The following is a 15,462-nucleotide window of genomic DNA, read 5'->3' as shown; positions in this document are numbered from 1 at the left end:
GCATGTCCACTGATCGCGTCGTCCTCGTCACCGGCGGCAACCGCGGCATCGGCCGCGCCATCGCCGAGCGCTTCGTCGCGGAGGGGTACAAGGTCGCCGTGACCGCGCGGTCGGGCGAGGGTCCCGAGGGCACGCTCACCGTGCGCGCGGACGTGACGGATGCCGCGGCCGTCGATGCGGCATTCACCGAGGTGGAGGCCACCCTCGGCCCGGTCGGCATCGTCGTGGCCAACGCCGGCGTCACGAAGGACACTCTGCTCCTGCGCATGACCGAGGACGACTTCGACTCCGTCGTGGGCACCAACCTCGGCGGGGCGTTCCGCGTCGTCAAGCGCGCGTCGAAGGGGATGCTCCGCGCGAAGTGGGGCCGCGTCATCCTCATCTCCAGCGTCGTGGGGCTCTACGGCTCGCCCGGTCAGATCAACTACGCGTCGTCGAAGGCGGGGCTGGTCGGCTTCGCGCGCTCGCTCACGAGGGAGCTCGGCGGCCGTGGCATCACCGCGAACGTCGTCGCGCCGGGCTTCATCGAGACCGACATGACGGCGGCGCTGCCCGACGAGACGCAGGCCGAGTACAAGAGCAACATCCCGGTGGGCCGCTTCGCGACGCCCGCCGAGGTCGCCGGGGTCGTCGCCTGGCTCGCGTCGGACGATGCGGCCTACATCTCGGGCGCCGTGATCCCGGTCGACGGCGGCCTCGGCATGGGGCACTGATCCGCCGCGACCACCGCCTCCCCGCTCAGCGGCCGACCGCCGTGAGGATCGCGGCCGCGACCTCGTCCGGCTTCGAGAACTGCGGCCAGTGCCCGGAGTGCAGATCGACCACCTCGAGATCCTCGATAGCGGCGAGCTCGGTTGCCCAGGCCGGCGGGTCGGCGAGGACCCCGCGCACCTGCGATGCGGGCATCGTGCCGGTCAGCATCGTCACGGGAACGCTGCGGCGTCTCTCGTCGCCGAGGCTGACGGGGTCGGTCGGGATGCGCGCCGGCACCGACTTCACACGGGCCGAGGCATCCGCCCTCGTCTGATCGTCGAGATCGCCGACCTCCTCCTCCTCGAAGGAGTCCCAGCCCGGGAAGGGCACGACGCCGTCGACGATCGGGAACTCCCAGATCGATCCGCCGTCATTCGGCACGATCGTGTCGAGGAGGATGACGCGGGCCACGCGGTCGGGGCGGGCGCCGGCCGCGCCCCACACGACGTTGCCGCCGCCGGAGTGCCCGACGAGGACGACCGGCCCGCCGATGCGGTCGATGCGCTCCGCCACCGCGTCGACCCAGTCGCCGATCCCGATCTCCGCCGTCTCCGCTGCGGGGCCGCCGACGCCCGGCATCGTGAGCGGATGCACGCGGTGGCCCGCGGCTTCGAGGGCGGGGGCGACGCCGTCCCACGAGGATGCGTCGAGCCAGAGTCCGGGAACCAGAATGATGTCCATTTCGCGAACGTACAACGGCCCTGCGACATGCGTCAGGGGAGGAGGGGGATCACCTCGCGCAGGTCGACCGGTTCCACGACCACGTCCGCCCGCCCGCGCACCGCCGGCTTGGCGTTGAAGGCGATGCCGAGGCCGGCGACGGCCATCATCCGCAGGTCGTTGGCCCCGTCGCCGATCGCGATCGTGCGCGAGAGGGCGACGCCGCTCTCGTGCGCCCAGCCGCTCAGCGCGACGGCCTTGCCCTCGGCGTCCACGATCTCTCCGTCCACCTGCCCCGAGAGGCGGTCGTCGACGACGGCGAGCCGGTTGGCCCGCCATACATCGGCGCCCAGCTCGGGCGCGACCGTGTCGAGGATCTCGTGGAAGCCCCCCGAGACGACGCCGACCCGGCCGCCGCGCCGGTGGACCGCCTCGATGAGCTCGCGGACTCCCGGGGTGGGCTCGATGCGCGACAGCACGTGCGCGAAGGCCGACACCGGCACTCCGCGCAGCGCCTCGACACGCGAGCGCAGGCTGGCGGCGAAGTCCACCTCCCCGCGCATCGCCGCCTCGGTGGCCGCCGCGACCTCCGCGCCGCGACCCGCCTCGTCGGCGATCAGCTCGATGACCTCGTTGCGGATGAGGGTCGAGTCGGCGTCGAGCACGACGAGGAAGCGGGCGGATGTCGCGGGCACGCCTTCCACCGTAGCGGCGGGCCGCGGCATCCTCCGTCCGGTCAGCGGTCGATGAAGACGCCCTTGCCGACCACCGTGATGCCGCTGTCGGTGACGGTGAACCCGCGCGACAGGTCGCGCTCCCGATCGACGCCGACGGTGGCGCCGTCGGCGAGGATGACGTTCTTGTCCAGGATCGCCCGGTGCACGCGGGCACCGGCACCGACCTGGACGTGGTCGAAGAGCACCGAGTCGGTGATCGTCGCGCCGCCTCCCGACAGCGTCCACGGTCCGACGACGCTGCGCTCGAGGTGGGTTCCCGACAGCACGGATCCGAGCGACACGACGGAATCGATCGCGTTGCCCATACGGCCGACGGAGTCGCGCACGAACTTCGCCGGCGGCGAGTTGACCGTCTGCGAATGGATAGGCCACTGCATGTTGTACAGGTTGAAGATCGGCAGGGTCGAGATGAGGTCCTGGTGAGCGTCGAAGAACGACTCGATGGTTCCCACGTCGCGCCAGTAGTACCGGTCGCGGTCGGTCGAGCCCGGCACGTCGTTGCGGTTCATGTCGTAGACGCCGGCCTCGCCGCGACCGACGAAGTAGGGCACGATGTCGCCGCCCATGTCGTGGTTGGACGTGGGCAGCTCGCCGTCGGCCTCGACGGCGTCGATGAGCGCGTCCGCATCGAAGATGTAGTTGCCCATCGAGGCGAGCACCTCGTGGGGCGAGTCGACCAGGCCGGTGGGGTTCTGCGGCTTCTCGAGGAACTGGTTGATGCGGACGCCGTCGTCCTGTGCGACGTCGATGACGCCGAACTGGTTGGCGAGCCCGATCGGCTGACGGATGCCGGCGACCGTCGCCTGCGCGCCGGACTCGATGTGCGCCGCGAGCATCTGGCGGAAGTCCATGCGGTAGACGTGGTCCGCGCCGATCACCACGACGATGTCGGGCTTCTCGTCGTTGATGAGGTTGAGACTCTGCAGGATCGCGTCGGCCGAGCCCGAGAACCACCGCTTGCCCAGACGCTGCTGCGCGGGCACCGACGCGACGTAGGAGTCGAGCAGCGCCGACATGCGCCACGTCTGCGAGATGTGGCGGTCGAGGCTGTGCGACTTGTACTGCGTCAGGACGACGATCTGGCGCAGGCCGGAGTTGATGAGGTTCGAGATCGCGAAGTCGATGAGGCGGTACTGCCCGCCGAACGGCACAGCGGGTTTCGCCCGGTCAGCCGTCAGGGGCATCAATCGCTTCCCCTCGCCACCGGCGAGGATGATTCCGAACACCTTCGGGGCTGCTGGCATGGCACCCACCCTAGGGCCCTGTGCGCGGCCCGGGTAGCGCTGTACCGCGGCGCGTCACGTGTACTAGGTTTCGTGGCATGCGCGTCGACATCGTCACGAAGGAGTACCCGCCCGAGATCTACGGCGGCGCCGGCGTCCATGTGACGGAGCTCGTGAAGGCCCTCCGGGAGTCGATCGAGGTGCAGGTGCGCGCGTTCGGAGGAGAGCGCGACGAAGCCGACACGACGTCGTACGGAGTCCCCGCCGAGCTGTCCCTCGCGAATGCGGCGCTTCAGACCCTCGGGACGGATCTGGAGATCGTGACGGATGTCGCGGGAGCCGACGTCGTGCATTCGCACACCTGGTACGCGAACTTCGCGGGGCACCTCGCATCGCTGCTCCACGGCATCCCGCACATCGTCACGGCGCACAGCCTGGAGCCCCTGCGGCCGTGGAAGGCCGAGCAGCTGGGCGGCGGGTACGCCGTGTCGAGCTACATCGAGAAGACCGCCTACGAGGGCGCGGCCGCGATCGTGGCGGTGAGCGAGGGGATGCGCGCCGACATCCTGCGCAGCTATCCGTCGCTCGATCCGGAGAAGGTGCGGGTCATCTACAACGGGATCGACGTCGAGGCGTGGCATCCCGTCGAAGACCCCGACCTGCTCGCTCAGCTCGGCGTCGACGCGTCCAAGCCGTCGATCGTCTTCGTCGGCCGGATCACACGTCAGAAGGGCCTGCCGTATCTGCTCCGCGCCGCCGAGAAGCTGCCGCCGGACGTGCAGCTGGTGCTCTGCGCGGGAGCCCCGGACACTCCGCAGATCATGACCGAGGTCGAGGGCCTGGTGAAGGGCCTGCAGGAGACCCGCGAGGGGGTGGTGTGGCTCGACCGGCTGCTGTCGCGCCATGAGCTGTGCACGCTCCTCGGTGCGGCGACGACGTTCGTGTGCCCGTCGGTGTACGAGCCGCTCGGCATCGTGAACCTCGAGGCGATGGCGTGCGGCGCCGCCGTCGTCGGGACGGCGACGGGAGGCATCCCCGAGGTCGTCGCCGACGGGGTCACCGGACGCCTCGTACCGATCGAGCAGGTGCAGGACGGCACCGGAACGCCGACGGATCCCGAGAGATTCGTCGACGATCTGGCCCGCGTCCTGACCGAGGTGGTGTCCGATCCCGAGCGTGCTGCCGCGTACGGGCGCGCGGGCCGGGAGCGTGCCGCGAACGACTTCAGCTGGGCCCGGATCGCCGAGACGACCCAGGCCCTGTACGAAGAGGTGAGCGGCGCGGGCCGATAGGCTGGCGGCATGCCGCAGGTCCTGAAGTTCTCCGACGTCGTCGTCCGCAGGAACGCCAGGGACATCGTCGATCACCTGGACTGGTCGGTCGACGATGACGAGCGCTGGGTCATCCTCGGGCCCAACGGAGCCGGCAAGACCACGCTCCTGCAGCTGGCCGACACGCTCATGCACCCCACCGCCGGAGTGGTGACGATCCTCGGCGAGCGCCTCGGGCGCACCGACGTCTTCGAGCTGCGTCCCCGCATCGGCTTCGCCTCCTCGGCGATGGCCAAGCGCGTGCCCCCCGAGGAGACGGTGCTCAACGTCGTGCTGACGGCCGCCTTCTCGGTGCTCGGCCGGTGGAACGAGGCATACGAGGACATCGACGAGCGCCGCGCGCTGCGCGTGCTCGCGGAGTGGAAGCTCGACCACCTCGCCGACCGCACGTTCGGCACCCTGTCGGACGGCGAGCAGAAGCGGGTGCAGATCGCACGCGCGGTCATGACGGATCCCGAGCTCCTGCTCCTCGACGAGCCGACCGCGAGCCTCGACCTCGGGGCGCGCGAAGAGCTCCTGACGCTGCTCGGCGGATACGCTCAGGCCCCGACGACGCCGGCCATGATCATGGTCACCCACCACGTGGAGGAGATCCCCGTCGGCTTCACGCACGTCCTCCTGCTGCGAGAGGGCAAGGTCGTGGCGGCGGGGCCCATCGACGAGACGCTGACGGCCGAGAATCTGACGGAGGCCTTCGGACTTCCCATCGCACTCACCTCGGAGGACGGCCGGCACGCCGCGCGCGCGGCATCCTGAACCCGTCCGGCGGCCGCCGCCCGCCGCGCGATTCCTCGGTTCGGCCACGGGACTGATAGAATCGCTCTTTGGTGCGTTCGCACCGCAGACTTCGTCCGTCCTGGCAAAATCCAGGGCACCATCTCTCAAAGGACTTCCCATGAAGACTGACATCCACCCCGAGTACCAGGCGGTCGTCTTCCGCGACCTCGGTTCGGGCGACACCTTCCTCACGCGCTCGACCGTCACGAGCGACAAGACCATCGAGCTGGACGGTGTCGAGTACCCCGTCATCGACGTCGAGATCTCGTCGGCGTCGCACCCGTTCTACACGGGCAAGCAGCGCATCCTCGACTCGGCCGGCCGCGTCGAGAAGTTCAACCAGCGCTTCAAGAACTTCGGCTCCAAGTAAGCTTCGAGCCCGGAAAGACCCCGACGTCGTCGGGGTCTTTCTCGTCTGCGGCCCGCTGCAACGGACTCAGCGGATCGGCCATGACCCGTCGAGCCGGTCGGAGGGGTCGAGCCGGCCGATCTGGACGAAGTAGTCGGTGAGACTCGCGGCCTGGGCGCGTGCCCAGCCGATCTGCCACGTGTGCAGCTCCTGCGCCGTGTCGGGAAGCCACGGGGCGAACCGGCCGGCCAGCGCCTGAGCGACACGTCCGGCCGCGACGGCGTCGGACGAGGCCTGATGCGCGTCCTCGAGGCGGACGGCATAGTGCTGGGCGACGACGGTGAGCGTGCGCTTGCCGCGCCGCCAGCGGTCGTACGCCTTGTCTACGACGAGGGGATCGATGACCGGAGCAGGTGACAGGATCGGCTCGACGCCGTGCCGGATCGCCTCGTGCTTGAGCAGCGAGAAGTCGTAGGGCGCGTTGTACGCCACGACCGGGATGCCGGCATCCAGGATCCCGCGGAGCGTTTCCACGACCTCCTGGATGACGTCGCGGGCCGGACGCCCGTATGCGCGCGCCCGCTCGGTCGTGATGCCGTGGATCGCCGCTGCGGCCTCGGGGATCGGCACGCCGGGATCGGCGAGCCAGTCCCGTGCCGTCAGCACCGCGCCCGCGGCATCCAGGATTCCGACATGCGCCGTGACGATGCGGTCGCACGTGACGTCGACGCCCGTCGTCTCGAGGTCGAACACCCCGACGACCCGGGTCCATGCGGGCATCGCGCGCGTCGGCTCGCCTCCGGAGGGGGGCGGATCGGGTTCGGAGCGTCCGGGCGAGGGGTTCATGCCGCTCACGGTATGGGCGTCCCCCGACATCGCGGGTCACGCGGGCCTTCCGCACGACGGACCATCGACACGGCGGACGGATGCCGCGGCCACGCGGCGTGTCGCCGGCACGCCGTGCGGACGGCATCCGTCGTGTCCGTCCGTACACTCGAAGGGTGTCCGTCGCCAGCCCGTACTCGTCACTGCTCGCCGGCATCCTCGTGACGCGCGGCGAGGCGGAGGTGCTCGGCGGCACGACGGCGTACTGGACGTACGGGCCGGCCGACGCGGAGACGACGATCGTCGCGGTGCACGGGTTTCGGGGTGAGCATCACGGTCTGGAGCCGGTGGTCGCTCATCTGCCGGAGTACCGGATCATCTCGCCCGATCTCCCCGGCTTCGGCGAGACCCCGCCGCTGCCCGATCGCGCGCACGACCTCGAGGCGTACGCCGAGTGGCTCACCGCGTTCGTCGCGGACGTAGCGCCCGGCGCGGTCATCCTCGGCCACTCGTTCGGCTCGATCGTGGTCGCAGCGGCGGTGGCGGGAGGGCTCGCCACCCCGCGGGTGATCCTGGTCAACCCGATCGGCGCGCCTGCTCTCGAAGGCCCGCGAGGCATCCTGACCCGGCTCGCGGTCTTCTACTACCGGGCGGGGGCCGAGCTCCCCGACCGGCTCGGCGAGGCGCTCCTGCGCAACGGTGCGATCGTGCGCGTCATGAGCATCTCGATGGCGAAGACCCGCGATCCCGACCTCCGCCGGTTCATCCATGACCAGCACGACACCTACTTCTCGCGCTTCGCCGATCGCGACGTGCTCCACGACGCCTTCGTCGCGTCCGTGTCGCACGACGTCCGGGAGTTCGCGCCGCGCATCACTCAGCCTGTGCTGCTCGTCGCGGCTCAGAAGGACGACATCACGCCGATCGAGGCCGAGCGCACACTCGCGACCCTCTTCCCCGAGGCCGAGCTGGTCGAGATCGCCGACGTCGGGCACCTCATCCACTACGAGACGCCGAAGCCCGCGGCCGACGCGATCAGACGGTTTCTCGCGCCTTCCGCGCCCGGTACGCGTTGACGTTCATCCGGTTGCCGCAGTTGCCGGTGTCGCAGTAGCGCTTGGAGCCGTTGCGGGAGTAGTCGACGTAGACCGAGGCGCAGTCGTCCGCCGAGCACACCCGGATGCGGTCGTACTCGTCGGCGCGGATCACGTCGACGAACGCCATCGCGCCTTCCGCGAGGATCCGCGTCGCCAGAGGCGCGTCATCGGAGGTCGCATGGATGTGCCAGTCGTAGCCGTCGTGCATCACGAGCTGGGGGAGGGCGCCGCTGTCGCGGAGCATCTCGTTGACCAGGGGCACCGCGCGGGTGCGGTCGACGTTCCACAGCGCGTGCAGGCGTTCGCGGACCGTGCGCAGGGCCGCGACCGTGTCGTCGGATCGCGTGATGGACCCGGAGTAGGGGTTGCCGGCGAGGAACGCGTCGAGGTCGTCGAGCGTCTCGAGGCGGTCCGGATCATCGAAGCCCGGCGAGGTGTTGACGAGGTTCACGACCGCCGCGAGAGACAGGCGGGTGTCAGGAGTGAAAACCACATTGACTCCTGACTGTCGGGGACGCTACTGTCACTAGTGTAACCTCCTACGCTCATGACAGGCCGATGCGATGACCGCCACCCTCACTCTGCCGGAACTCTCCTCGTCGCGCCGGATCCGCACCGTCGGTCTGATCCTCGCCGTCACGTCGGCGCTCGCGTTCTCCTCGAGCGGTCCCATGATCAAGCCGCTGCTGGAGTCGGGGTGGTCGCTCGGTGCCGCGCTCCTCGTGCGCATGGCTGTCTCGGGGCTGCTGCTGGCCCCCGCCCTGGTGCTCGCCATCCGTCGCGAGCGCGCCTTCCTCCGCCGGCACTGGCGCATCGTCGTCGGCTTCGGGCTGACGGCCGTCGCCGGCTGCCAGATCCTCTTCTTCGCCGCGATGCAGCGGATGCCGGTCGCGGTCGCGCTGCTGATCCAGTACCTGGCGCCGGTGCTCCTCGTCGGCCTCGCATGGATGCGAACCCGCCGCGCTCCTTCGCGGCTGGTCATCGTCGGCTCGGTGGTCGCGATCGCCGGCCTCGTGCTGGTCGTCGACATCTCGGGGGCGCAGTTCGATCTGCTCGGCACGCTCCTCGCGCTCGGGGCGGCCGTCTGCGTGGGTGCATACTTCCTCATCTCCGAGCGCGCGGGCGACGATCTGCCGCCGCTCGCCCTGGCGTCGGGAGGTCTGCTCGTGGGTGCCGGGCTCATGGCGGTGCTGTGCGCGAGCGGCATCCTCCCGTTCCAGGCGCCCGCGGTCGAGGTGGCGCTGGCGGGGGCCGCGCTGCCGTGGTACGTGCCCCTCTTCTGGGTGGCGGGCGTCGCGACGACGCTCGGCTACGCGTTCGGCGTCATGGCCGTGCCGCGCATCGGATCGCGCGTCGCGTCGTTCGTGGGCCTGTCCGAGGTGCTGTTCGCCCTCGGATTCGCATGGCTCCTCCTCGGCGAGGTGCCGGCTCCCGTCCAGTTCGTCGGAGGAGCGCTGATCCTCGGCGGCGTCGTGCTCGTGCGGATGGATGCCGAGTCCGGCCATCGCGACGACGCGCTCACTGCTCCCGCTGTGCCAGCTCCATGAGCGGTGCGACGCGGTAGCCGATCACCTCGCCCATGACGAGGGACGTCTCGGTGCGCTCGACGCCCTCGATGGCGAGGATCCTGGCATCGGTGTCGAAGAGATGCCGGGTGTCGCGGCAGGCGACGCGCACGAGGAGGTCGACCTGGCCGCTGAGACCGTGCACCTGCACGATCTCGGGGATCGCCACGAGGTCCTGCCCGATTCGCGGAAGGTCCGCCTGGCGGACGATGACGCTGATGAAGGCCTCGATCGGGAAGCCGAGGGCGGCGGAGGAGATGGCCCGCTCGTAGGAGAGGAAGACGCCGGCGCGCTCGAGGCGACCCATCCGGGCCTGGACGGTGTTGCGCGAGAGCCCGAGCTTCTCGGCGAGCGCGACGACCGTCGCGCGCGGATCCGTCGACAGGGCCGCGAGGAGCTCGAGATCGACGTGGTCGAGGGTGCTCATAGTGCGAAAGATTAGCACGGTAGGTCCCCGCGGTGCTTGTCAACATGCTCAGGCGATTCTGGAATGCTTGAGCTAGGTGCGAGATCGACGTACGCTCAGCCTGAGCCGGTGACGATGCCGGCGCTCCGATGACGACCGCCTCACGAGGGGGGTCGACTCGCGAAGGGATGACGACGATGCACACCCTCACACCCCAGACGGATTCCGCGACCGATATCGACGATGTCGCACGTCTGGTGAACGAAGACGGCGAGAGAGTCGCCGATCCGGAGCTCGAGCGGTGGGTCGCGGACGTGGACGCGACTGCGCTCCAGGGGCTCTATCGCGACATGACGCTCGTGCGTCGGATCGACACCGAAGGAATCGCGCTCCAGCGCCAGGGCCAGCTCGGTCTGTGGGCGCCCTGCCAGGGCCAGGAGGGCGTGCAGGTCGGCACGGCGCGCGCGTTCCGCCCGGACGACTTCGCCTTCCCGAGCTACCGGGAGATCGGGGTGCAGCACGTGCGCGGCGCGAAGCCGGCCGACTTCGTCATCGCGTGGCGTGGCGAGGAGCACTCGACCTACAACCCGTACGACATCAACACGGCGACGCCCCAGATCATCATCGGGGCGCAGAGCCTTCACGCGGTCGGCTACGCGATGGGCATCCAGCGCGACGGCACCGACCAGGTGGCCGCGGCGTACTTCGGCGACGGCGCTTCGAGCCAGGGCGACGTGAACGAGGCCATGGTCTTCGCGTCCTCCTTCCGGGCTCCGGTCGTGTTCGTGTGCACGAACAATCAGTGGGCCATCTCCGAACCCGTCACGGTCCAGGCGAAGTTCCCCATCGCGGGCCGGGCCCCGGGCTTCGGCATCCCGAGCATGCGGATCGACGGCAACGACGTCCTCGCGAGCCTCGCGGCGATGCGGTGGGCTCTTGATCACGCACGCAGCGGCAAGGGACCGGCCTTCATCGAGGCCGTGACGTATCGGATGGGCCCGCACACGACGTCCGACGACCCGACGCGCTACCGCCGGAAGGAAGAGGTCGAGCGCTGGAGGCGCCGCGACCCCATCGCCCGCGTCGAGGCGCTGCTGCGCTCGCAGAACGCCTTCGGCGACGACTTCCAGCAGCAGGTCGCCGCGGACGCCGATGCGCTGGGCGCGGCCGTGCGCGCCGCCGCGCTCGGCGCCGTCTCCCGCGAGCCGATCGGCATCTTCGACCACGTGTTCGAAGAGCCCCACTCGGGTCTCGCCGAGCAGCGCGAGCACTTCGCCGCCTACCTGTCCGGCTTCGCCCCGACCGAGGCCGGCGCCGGAGCGGGGGCCCGGCGATGACGCAGCTCACGATGGCGAAGGCCATCAACGAGGGCCTGCGCCGGGCGATGGCCGACGACGACAAGGTCCTGGTCATGGGGGAGGACATCGGCAGGCTCGGCGGCGTCTTCCGCATCACCGACGGACTGCTCGACGAGTTCGGCGCGCAGCGGATCGTCGACACGCCGCTGGCCGAGGCCGGCATCATGGGCACCGCGGTCGGACTCGCCTTCCGCGGCTACCGGCCGGTCGTCGAGATCCAGTTCGACGGCTTCGTGTACCCCGCCTTCGACCAGATCGTCTGCCAGGTGGCCAAGCTCCACTACCGCACCCGCGGCAACGTGAAGATGCCGATCACCGTCCGGATCCCGTGGGCAGGCGGGGTCGGCGCGGCCGAGCACCACTCCGAATCGCCCGAGGCCTACTTCGTGCACACGTCGGGGCTGCGGGTCGTCGCCGTCTCCAACCCACAGGATGCGTACATCATGCTGCGGCAGGCCATCGCGTCCGACGATCCCGTCGTCTTCTTCGAGCCGAAGCGCCTGTACCACTCCAAGGGCGAGGTCGACCTCGGCGCCGATCTCGCGGACGCGCCGCCCATGGGCCTGGCCCGCATCGCCCGGGAGGGCTCGGACGTCACACTCCTCACGTACGGCGCGCAGGTCGCGACCGCGATGGATGCTGCGACCGCCGCCGAGGACGAGGGCATCTCGATCGAGGTCATCGACCTGCGCTCGATCTCGCCGGTGGACTACCGCACCGTCACGGCGTCGGTCCGCAAGACGGGCCGGGTCGTCGTGACGCACGAGGCCGCCCGCGAGGCGGGCGTCGGCGCCGAGCTGATCGCGAGCATCACGGAGAAGTGCTTCAACTACCTGGAGGCCGCTCCCGTGCGGGTGACGGGACACGACATCCCCTATCCGCCGGCGAAGCTCGAGAAGCACCATCTGCCCGACCTCGACCGGATCCTCGACGGCGTCGACCGGGTCCTGGACCGGCCGAACAGCCTGAGCGGGCTGGTGGAATCCTGATGCGCGGAATCGCTTCGCCCGCAAGGCGGCCGCGGGAAGGAGTGGTCGCGTGATCGAGGAGTTCCGCCTCCCCGACCTCGGGGAGGGTCTGCCCGAAGCCGAGCTCGTGCAGTGGATGGTCGCAGAGGGCGACACCGTCGCCCTCAACCAGACCATTGCGGAGGTCGAGACGGCCAAGGCCGTCGTCGAGCTGCCGTCTCCGCACGCCGGGGTGGTGTCGAAGCTCCACGCCGAGGCGGGCGACATCATCGCCGTCGGCTCCGTGCTCATCGCCTTCGACATCGCCGGCGAGGATGGCGGCACGTCCTCCGCCGTCAACAGCGTCGCGCCCGCCGCCGAGGCGCGTGCGGAAGCGCCGGCCGAGGAGAAGGCGCAGCCCAATCTCGTGGGGTACGGAGCCGCACCGCAGGCATCGGGGCGGCCGCAGCGGCGCGCCCGGACGGCCGCGGCATCCGTCTCCGCTCCTCGCGCCGACACCGCCGTACTCGAGGCCGCGCCGCACGACGTGCTGCATGCGACCGAGACGATCGCGGTGCCGCTCGAGCGTCCGAGGTCGACGCCGCCGGTGCGCAAGCTCGCGAAGGACCTCGGCATCGACCTCGGGCTCGTCGAGCCGACCGGGGCGGGCGGGATCATCGCCCGCGGGGATGTCGAGGCCTACGCCGAGCGGGTGGGCGCCGCGAGCAGGGTGGCTCCCGCTGCCGAGCCGGTCGAGGCCGTCCCGACCTCGCCGGCACCGCTGGCCGGCGAGCCGAGCCTGCGCGAGCGTCGCACACCCATCCGCGGTGTCCGCAAGCACACCGCCGAGGCGATGGTCCGCAGCGCCTTCACGGCACCGCACGTCACGACCTTCCTTACCGTCGACGTCACCGCGACGACGGAGCTCCTCGCGTCGCTGAAGTCCGACCGATCGCTCGAGGGCCACCGCATCGGCATCCTCGCCGTCGCGGCGAAGGCCGTGTGTCTCGCCCTGGCGCGGACGCCCGAGCTCAACTCCGCGTGGGACGAGGAGCACGGCGAGATCGTCGAGTGCGGCTACGTGAACCTGGGGATCGCGGCGGCGACGACGCGTGGCCTCGTCGTGCCGAACATCCGCGACGCGGACGCCATGACCCTCGTCGAGCTCGCCGACGCGATCGGCGAGCTCGCCTCGACCGCACGGTCGGGCAAGACGGCGCCCGCTCAGATGATGGGCGGCACCTTCTCGATCACGAACGTCGGCGTCTTCGGCGTCGACGCGGGAACCCCGATCCTCAACCCTGGGGAGGCGGGCATCCTCGCGCTCGGCGCTGTGCGCCGGCAGCCGTGGGAGCACCGCGGTGAGATCGCGCTCCGCGACGTCATGACGCTCGCGCTCTCGTTCGATCACCGCCTCGTCGACGGCGAGCAGGGGTCGCGCTTCCTCGCCGATGTGGGCTCGATCCTCCGTGAGCCCGGTCGGGCGATGCTGCTGCGCTGACGGGAGAGGGAGTGACGGATGCCTCGGCCGGGAGGCCGGGGCATCCGTCGCCGGACCTGTCCGGGCTCACTCGATCTTCGGGTAGAACAGCCCGAGACCGTGCCGGCGCAGCACGCGATACGCTTCGGCGTACGTCTCGGGCTCTCCGCTGTCGTCGGAGCTTCCGTAGCGCGCGAGGAGGAGGCCGAGCAGCCCTCGCCCGGGCGGGCTGAGGGGCTTGTGCCTGTGGGGCCCCTCGGCGAGGTCGGCCAGCTGGTCCTCCGCCGGGTTCGTCGGAACGTACATGGGCTGTACGACGGGCCACGTGTCGGGACTGCGCGGCGTGTCGAGGTTGACGACCGGGAAGAGGTCGTTGGCGCCGGCATCACGGCGCGTGAGCGGTCGCAGGCCGTGCAGGCGCGCGAGCGTCGCGATGACGGCGCCGTGATGAAGCTCGTCGTGGATGATCGTGTGCGGGCGCGTATACGCCGACACGGCGATCGTCGGCACGCGCACGCCCAGGCGATCGAAGGCGAAGCCCATCTCGCCGACCGGTGCGTCGACGTGCGGGGGAGTGGCCGCGGGCGGCGGCACGTGATCGTACGTGCCGCCGTGCTCGTCGAAGGTGATGAGCAGCAGCGTGTTGAGGGCGTTCGACCCCGTGGGGCTCGCGCTCGTCTTGACTGCCTCGTACACGCTGGCCACGAGCTTCTCGCCCGCGCGCACGTCAGAGACCGCCGAGTCCACGATCTCCTCGCCGTCGACGTCGCTCTCGCGCAGCGCTCCGAACGGCGGATGGAAGTCGTTGTGGTTGTACACCAGGCGCGGCTCGATGAAGGCGTAGGCGGGCAGGTCGCCCTTCCTGGCGTCCTCGAAGAACTCCGACATGTGCCCGAAGTGCTTCGTGCGCCAGTACTTCTCCAGCACGGGGGCGTGCAGGATGCCGGTCAGCGAGACGAGCTGCAGCTCGTCAAAGTAGACCTTCCACGACACCCCGGCCTCCTCCAGACGGTTGAGGATCGTGGGTGCCGGCTCGGCGTCCAGCCACTTGTCGTAGCCGCCGCCGTGCTTGTTCGTGACGAAGCCGTGCGAGGTCGACGCATGGAAGAACGAGCGGTTGCAGTACGTCTGCGACGGCACTGCGGCGAACCACGCGTCGAAGACGGCGAACTCGCGGGCGAGGGTCGACAGCACAGGCAGCTGCTCGGGGGAGAAGCCGCCCATGATCTGGGTCGCCTCGTCGTCCGTCGGCGCAGTCCCCTTGCGCAGCCGCGTCACATTGTTGACGTAGTCGCGGAGGAATCCGCTCATGTTCGCGTCGGCGCCCGCGGCGGGCGCATTGAAGGGCGGCTGCATGTCGCCGATCTGACTGGTCGCATTGGCGGCCGGGAGCACGGTGCCGAAGAGCTGCGTGTTGACGTGCGGGAACTCCTCGCCCGGGTCGGGATTGGGCGCTCCCATGACGATGTCGGTCGGCCCGGCGTACACGTGCGCGGCGATCCGCGTGCCGTCCGGGGCGACGTTGGAGTAGTCGCCGAACGCGAGGCCGTCGAACGTCTCACCGGCCGGCAGGGTCTCGGGGGTGTAGAGCCAGCCGAGCAGGTTGTCGAACGAGCGGTTCTCGCCCATCAGCACGACGACGTGATCGAACCCCGGCTCACGACGGGGTGCGAGCGCTCCGTAGTCCTCGGCGCCCTCGCGATAGCCGATGGTGTGCGCGACCGAGGCTCCCGCGGCGGCTCCGACGCCTCCGCCGACGAGAAGGCCCGCCGCGGCGAGACCGCCGTACTTGAGGAAGTCGCGCCGCGTGCTCGCGAGGTCGCTCTCGCGTGGTGAGCCGTCGGCAGCGGTGTTCGGGCGCGCGGATGCCGCGGCATCCTCTCCACGCGCCGCCGCGCCACCGGCCGGAAGTGCCCCGTGGTCCTCGCTGTCCCTCGGCATGGTGGCACCAGCG

The 15,462-nt window shown here is 70.3% G+C and carries 16 protein-coding genes; 9 read left to right on the top strand and 7 right to left on the bottom strand.

All coding sequences use genetic code 11. The annotated features are described in order from the left end of the window. Positions 1-2 precede the first annotated feature (2 nt). Positions 3-713, top strand: a complete 711-nt coding sequence (gene fabG, locus EV279_RS12850) for a 3-oxoacyl-ACP reductase FabG (protein ID WP_133544068.1) — start codon at positions 3-5, stop codon at positions 711-713. A 25-nt stretch (positions 714-738) separates the two neighbouring features. On the opposite strand, the gene EV279_RS12845 is transcribed toward fabG, so the two are convergent. The 3 genes from EV279_RS12845 to EV279_RS12835 are packed head-to-tail and all read right to left on the bottom strand — an operon-like array spanning position 739 to position 3,394. Beyond that, on the bottom strand, positions 739-1,434 hold the full coding sequence (locus EV279_RS12845; protein ID WP_133544066.1) for an alpha/beta hydrolase: 696 nt from the start codon (positions 1,432-1,434) through the stop codon (positions 739-741). Between the two features lie 32 nt (positions 1,435-1,466). After that, complete coding sequence (gene serB, locus EV279_RS12840; RefSeq protein ID WP_133544064.1) at positions 1,467-2,138, bottom strand: phosphoserine phosphatase SerB; 672 nt, start codon at positions 2,136-2,138, stop codon at positions 1,467-1,469. Between the two features lie 11 nt (positions 2,139-2,149). After that, positions 2,150-3,394 (bottom strand): glucose-1-phosphate adenylyltransferase, encoded by a 1,245-nt coding sequence (locus EV279_RS12835; protein WP_133544062.1) that lies wholly within the window; start codon positions 3,392-3,394, stop codon positions 2,150-2,152. Between the two features lie 77 nt (positions 3,395-3,471). Here EV279_RS12835 and glgA point away from each other — a divergent pair, with 77 nt between their 5' ends. The 3 genes from glgA to EV279_RS12820 all read left to right on the top strand — a co-directional run bounded on the left by glgA (position 3,472) and on the right by EV279_RS12820 (position 5,851). Beyond that, positions 3,472-4,665: a glycogen synthase gene (gene glgA / locus EV279_RS12830; RefSeq protein ID WP_133544060.1), complete on the top strand. Its 1,194-nt coding sequence runs from the start codon at positions 3,472-3,474 to the stop codon at positions 4,663-4,665. Between the two features lie 9 nt (positions 4,666-4,674). After that, positions 4,675-5,460: an ABC transporter ATP-binding protein gene (locus EV279_RS12825; protein ID WP_133544058.1), complete on the top strand. Its 786-nt coding sequence runs from the start codon at positions 4,675-4,677 to the stop codon at positions 5,458-5,460. Between the two features lie 139 nt (positions 5,461-5,599). Beyond that, positions 5,600-5,851 (top strand): type B 50S ribosomal protein L31, encoded by a 252-nt coding sequence (locus tag EV279_RS12820; protein ID WP_133544056.1) that lies wholly within the window; start codon positions 5,600-5,602, stop codon positions 5,849-5,851. Between the two features lie 66 nt (positions 5,852-5,917). On the opposite strand, the gene EV279_RS12815 is transcribed toward EV279_RS12820, so the two are convergent. Then, positions 5,918-6,610 carry a 3'-5' exonuclease gene (locus EV279_RS12815; RefSeq protein ID WP_243728623.1) on the bottom strand — a complete coding sequence of 231 codons (693 nt, stop codon included), beginning with the start codon at positions 6,608-6,610 and terminating at the stop codon, positions 5,918-5,920. A 221-nt stretch (positions 6,611-6,831) separates the two neighbouring features. Between EV279_RS12815 and EV279_RS12810 the strand changes: the two genes are divergently transcribed. Further along, positions 6,832-7,731, top strand: coding sequence for an alpha/beta hydrolase (locus EV279_RS12810; RefSeq protein ID WP_133544052.1), 900 nt, complete (start codon positions 6,832-6,834; stop codon positions 7,729-7,731). Here the strand turns inward: EV279_RS12810 and EV279_RS12805 are convergent. Continuing rightward, positions 7,691-8,245: a CGNR zinc finger domain-containing protein gene (locus EV279_RS12805; protein ID WP_133544050.1), complete on the bottom strand. Its 555-nt coding sequence runs from the start codon at positions 8,243-8,245 to the stop codon at positions 7,691-7,693. The genes EV279_RS12810 and EV279_RS12805 overlap by 41 nt on opposite strands. 70 nt (positions 8,246-8,315) lie before the next feature. Here EV279_RS12805 and EV279_RS12800 point away from each other — a divergent pair, with 70 nt between their 5' ends. Next, positions 8,316-9,299 (top strand): DMT family transporter, encoded by a 984-nt coding sequence (locus EV279_RS12800; RefSeq protein ID WP_133544048.1) that lies wholly within the window; start codon positions 8,316-8,318, stop codon positions 9,297-9,299. Here the strand turns inward: EV279_RS12800 and EV279_RS12795 are convergent. Next, positions 9,271-9,744 (bottom strand): Lrp/AsnC family transcriptional regulator, encoded by a 474-nt coding sequence (locus tag EV279_RS12795; protein ID WP_133544046.1) that lies wholly within the window; start codon positions 9,742-9,744, stop codon positions 9,271-9,273. The two genes, EV279_RS12800 and EV279_RS12795, sit on opposite strands and share 29 nt — an antisense overlap. Before the next feature lie 167 nt (positions 9,745-9,911). Between EV279_RS12795 and pdhA the strand changes: the two genes are divergently transcribed. The 3 genes from pdhA to EV279_RS12780 are packed head-to-tail and all read left to right on the top strand — an operon-like array spanning position 9,912 to position 13,529. Next, complete coding sequence (gene pdhA / locus EV279_RS12790; RefSeq protein WP_133544044.1) at positions 9,912-11,060, top strand: pyruvate dehydrogenase (acetyl-transferring) E1 component subunit alpha; 1,149 nt, start codon at positions 9,912-9,914, stop codon at positions 11,058-11,060. Next, a complete protein-coding gene (locus EV279_RS12785; RefSeq protein WP_133544042.1) occupies positions 11,057-12,070 on the top strand; it encodes an alpha-ketoacid dehydrogenase subunit beta in 1,014 nt (337 codons plus the stop codon). The genes pdhA and EV279_RS12785 overlap by 4 nt, the downstream gene beginning before the upstream one ends. 49 nt (positions 12,071-12,119) lie before the next feature. Then, on the top strand, positions 12,120-13,529 hold the full coding sequence (locus tag EV279_RS12780) for a dihydrolipoamide acetyltransferase family protein (protein WP_133544040.1): 1,410 nt from the start codon (positions 12,120-12,122) through the stop codon (positions 13,527-13,529). 66 nt (positions 13,530-13,595) lie between these two features. On the opposite strand, the gene EV279_RS12775 is transcribed toward EV279_RS12780, so the two are convergent. Further along, a complete protein-coding gene (locus EV279_RS12775; RefSeq protein WP_133544038.1) occupies positions 13,596-15,449 on the bottom strand; it encodes an alkaline phosphatase family protein in 1,854 nt (617 codons plus the stop codon). Positions 15,450-15,462 lie beyond the last annotated feature (13 nt).

The sequence above is a fragment of the Microbacterium sp. BK668 genome (assembly GCF_004362195.1).
GTDB lineage: Bacteria > Actinomycetota > Actinomycetes > Actinomycetales > Microbacteriaceae > Microbacterium.
Note: the sequence above shows the minus strand (reverse complement) of the source record. Positions and strands in the feature narration are given on the sequence as shown.

Coding starts and splice junctions, on each gene's coding strand:
- fabG (WP_133544068.1), top strand. CDS start 3: ATGTCCACTGATCGCGTCGTCCTCGTCACCGGCGGCAACCGCGGCATC.
- EV279_RS12845 (WP_133544066.1), bottom strand. CDS start 1,434: ATGGACATCATTCTGGTTCCCGGACTCTGGCTCGACGCATCCTCGTGG.
- serB (WP_133544064.1), bottom strand. CDS start 2,138: ATGCCGCGGCCCGCCGCTACGGTGGAAGGCGTGCCCGCGACATCCGCC.
- EV279_RS12835 (WP_133544062.1), bottom strand. CDS start 3,394: ATGCCAGCAGCCCCGAAGGTGTTCGGAATCATCCTCGCCGGTGGCGAG.
- glgA (WP_133544060.1), top strand. CDS start 3,472: ATGCGCGTCGACATCGTCACGAAGGAGTACCCGCCCGAGATCTACGGC.
- EV279_RS12825 (WP_133544058.1), top strand. CDS start 4,675: ATGCCGCAGGTCCTGAAGTTCTCCGACGTCGTCGTCCGCAGGAACGCC.
- EV279_RS12820 (WP_133544056.1), top strand. CDS start 5,600: ATGAAGACTGACATCCACCCCGAGTACCAGGCGGTCGTCTTCCGCGAC.
- EV279_RS12815 (WP_243728623.1), bottom strand. CDS start 6,610: ATGCCCGCATGGACCCGGGTCGTCGGGGTGTTCGACCTCGAGACGACG.
- EV279_RS12800 (WP_133544048.1), top strand. CDS start 8,316: ATGACCGCCACCCTCACTCTGCCGGAACTCTCCTCGTCGCGCCGGATC.
- EV279_RS12795 (WP_133544046.1), bottom strand. CDS start 9,744: ATGAGCACCCTCGACCACGTCGATCTCGAGCTCCTCGCGGCCCTGTCG.
- pdhA (WP_133544044.1), top strand. CDS start 9,912: ATGACGACGATGCACACCCTCACACCCCAGACGGATTCCGCGACCGAT.
- EV279_RS12785 (WP_133544042.1), top strand. CDS start 11,057: ATGACGCAGCTCACGATGGCGAAGGCCATCAACGAGGGCCTGCGCCGG.
- EV279_RS12775 (WP_133544038.1), bottom strand. CDS start 15,449: ATGCCGAGGGACAGCGAGGACCACGGGGCACTTCCGGCCGGTGGCGCG.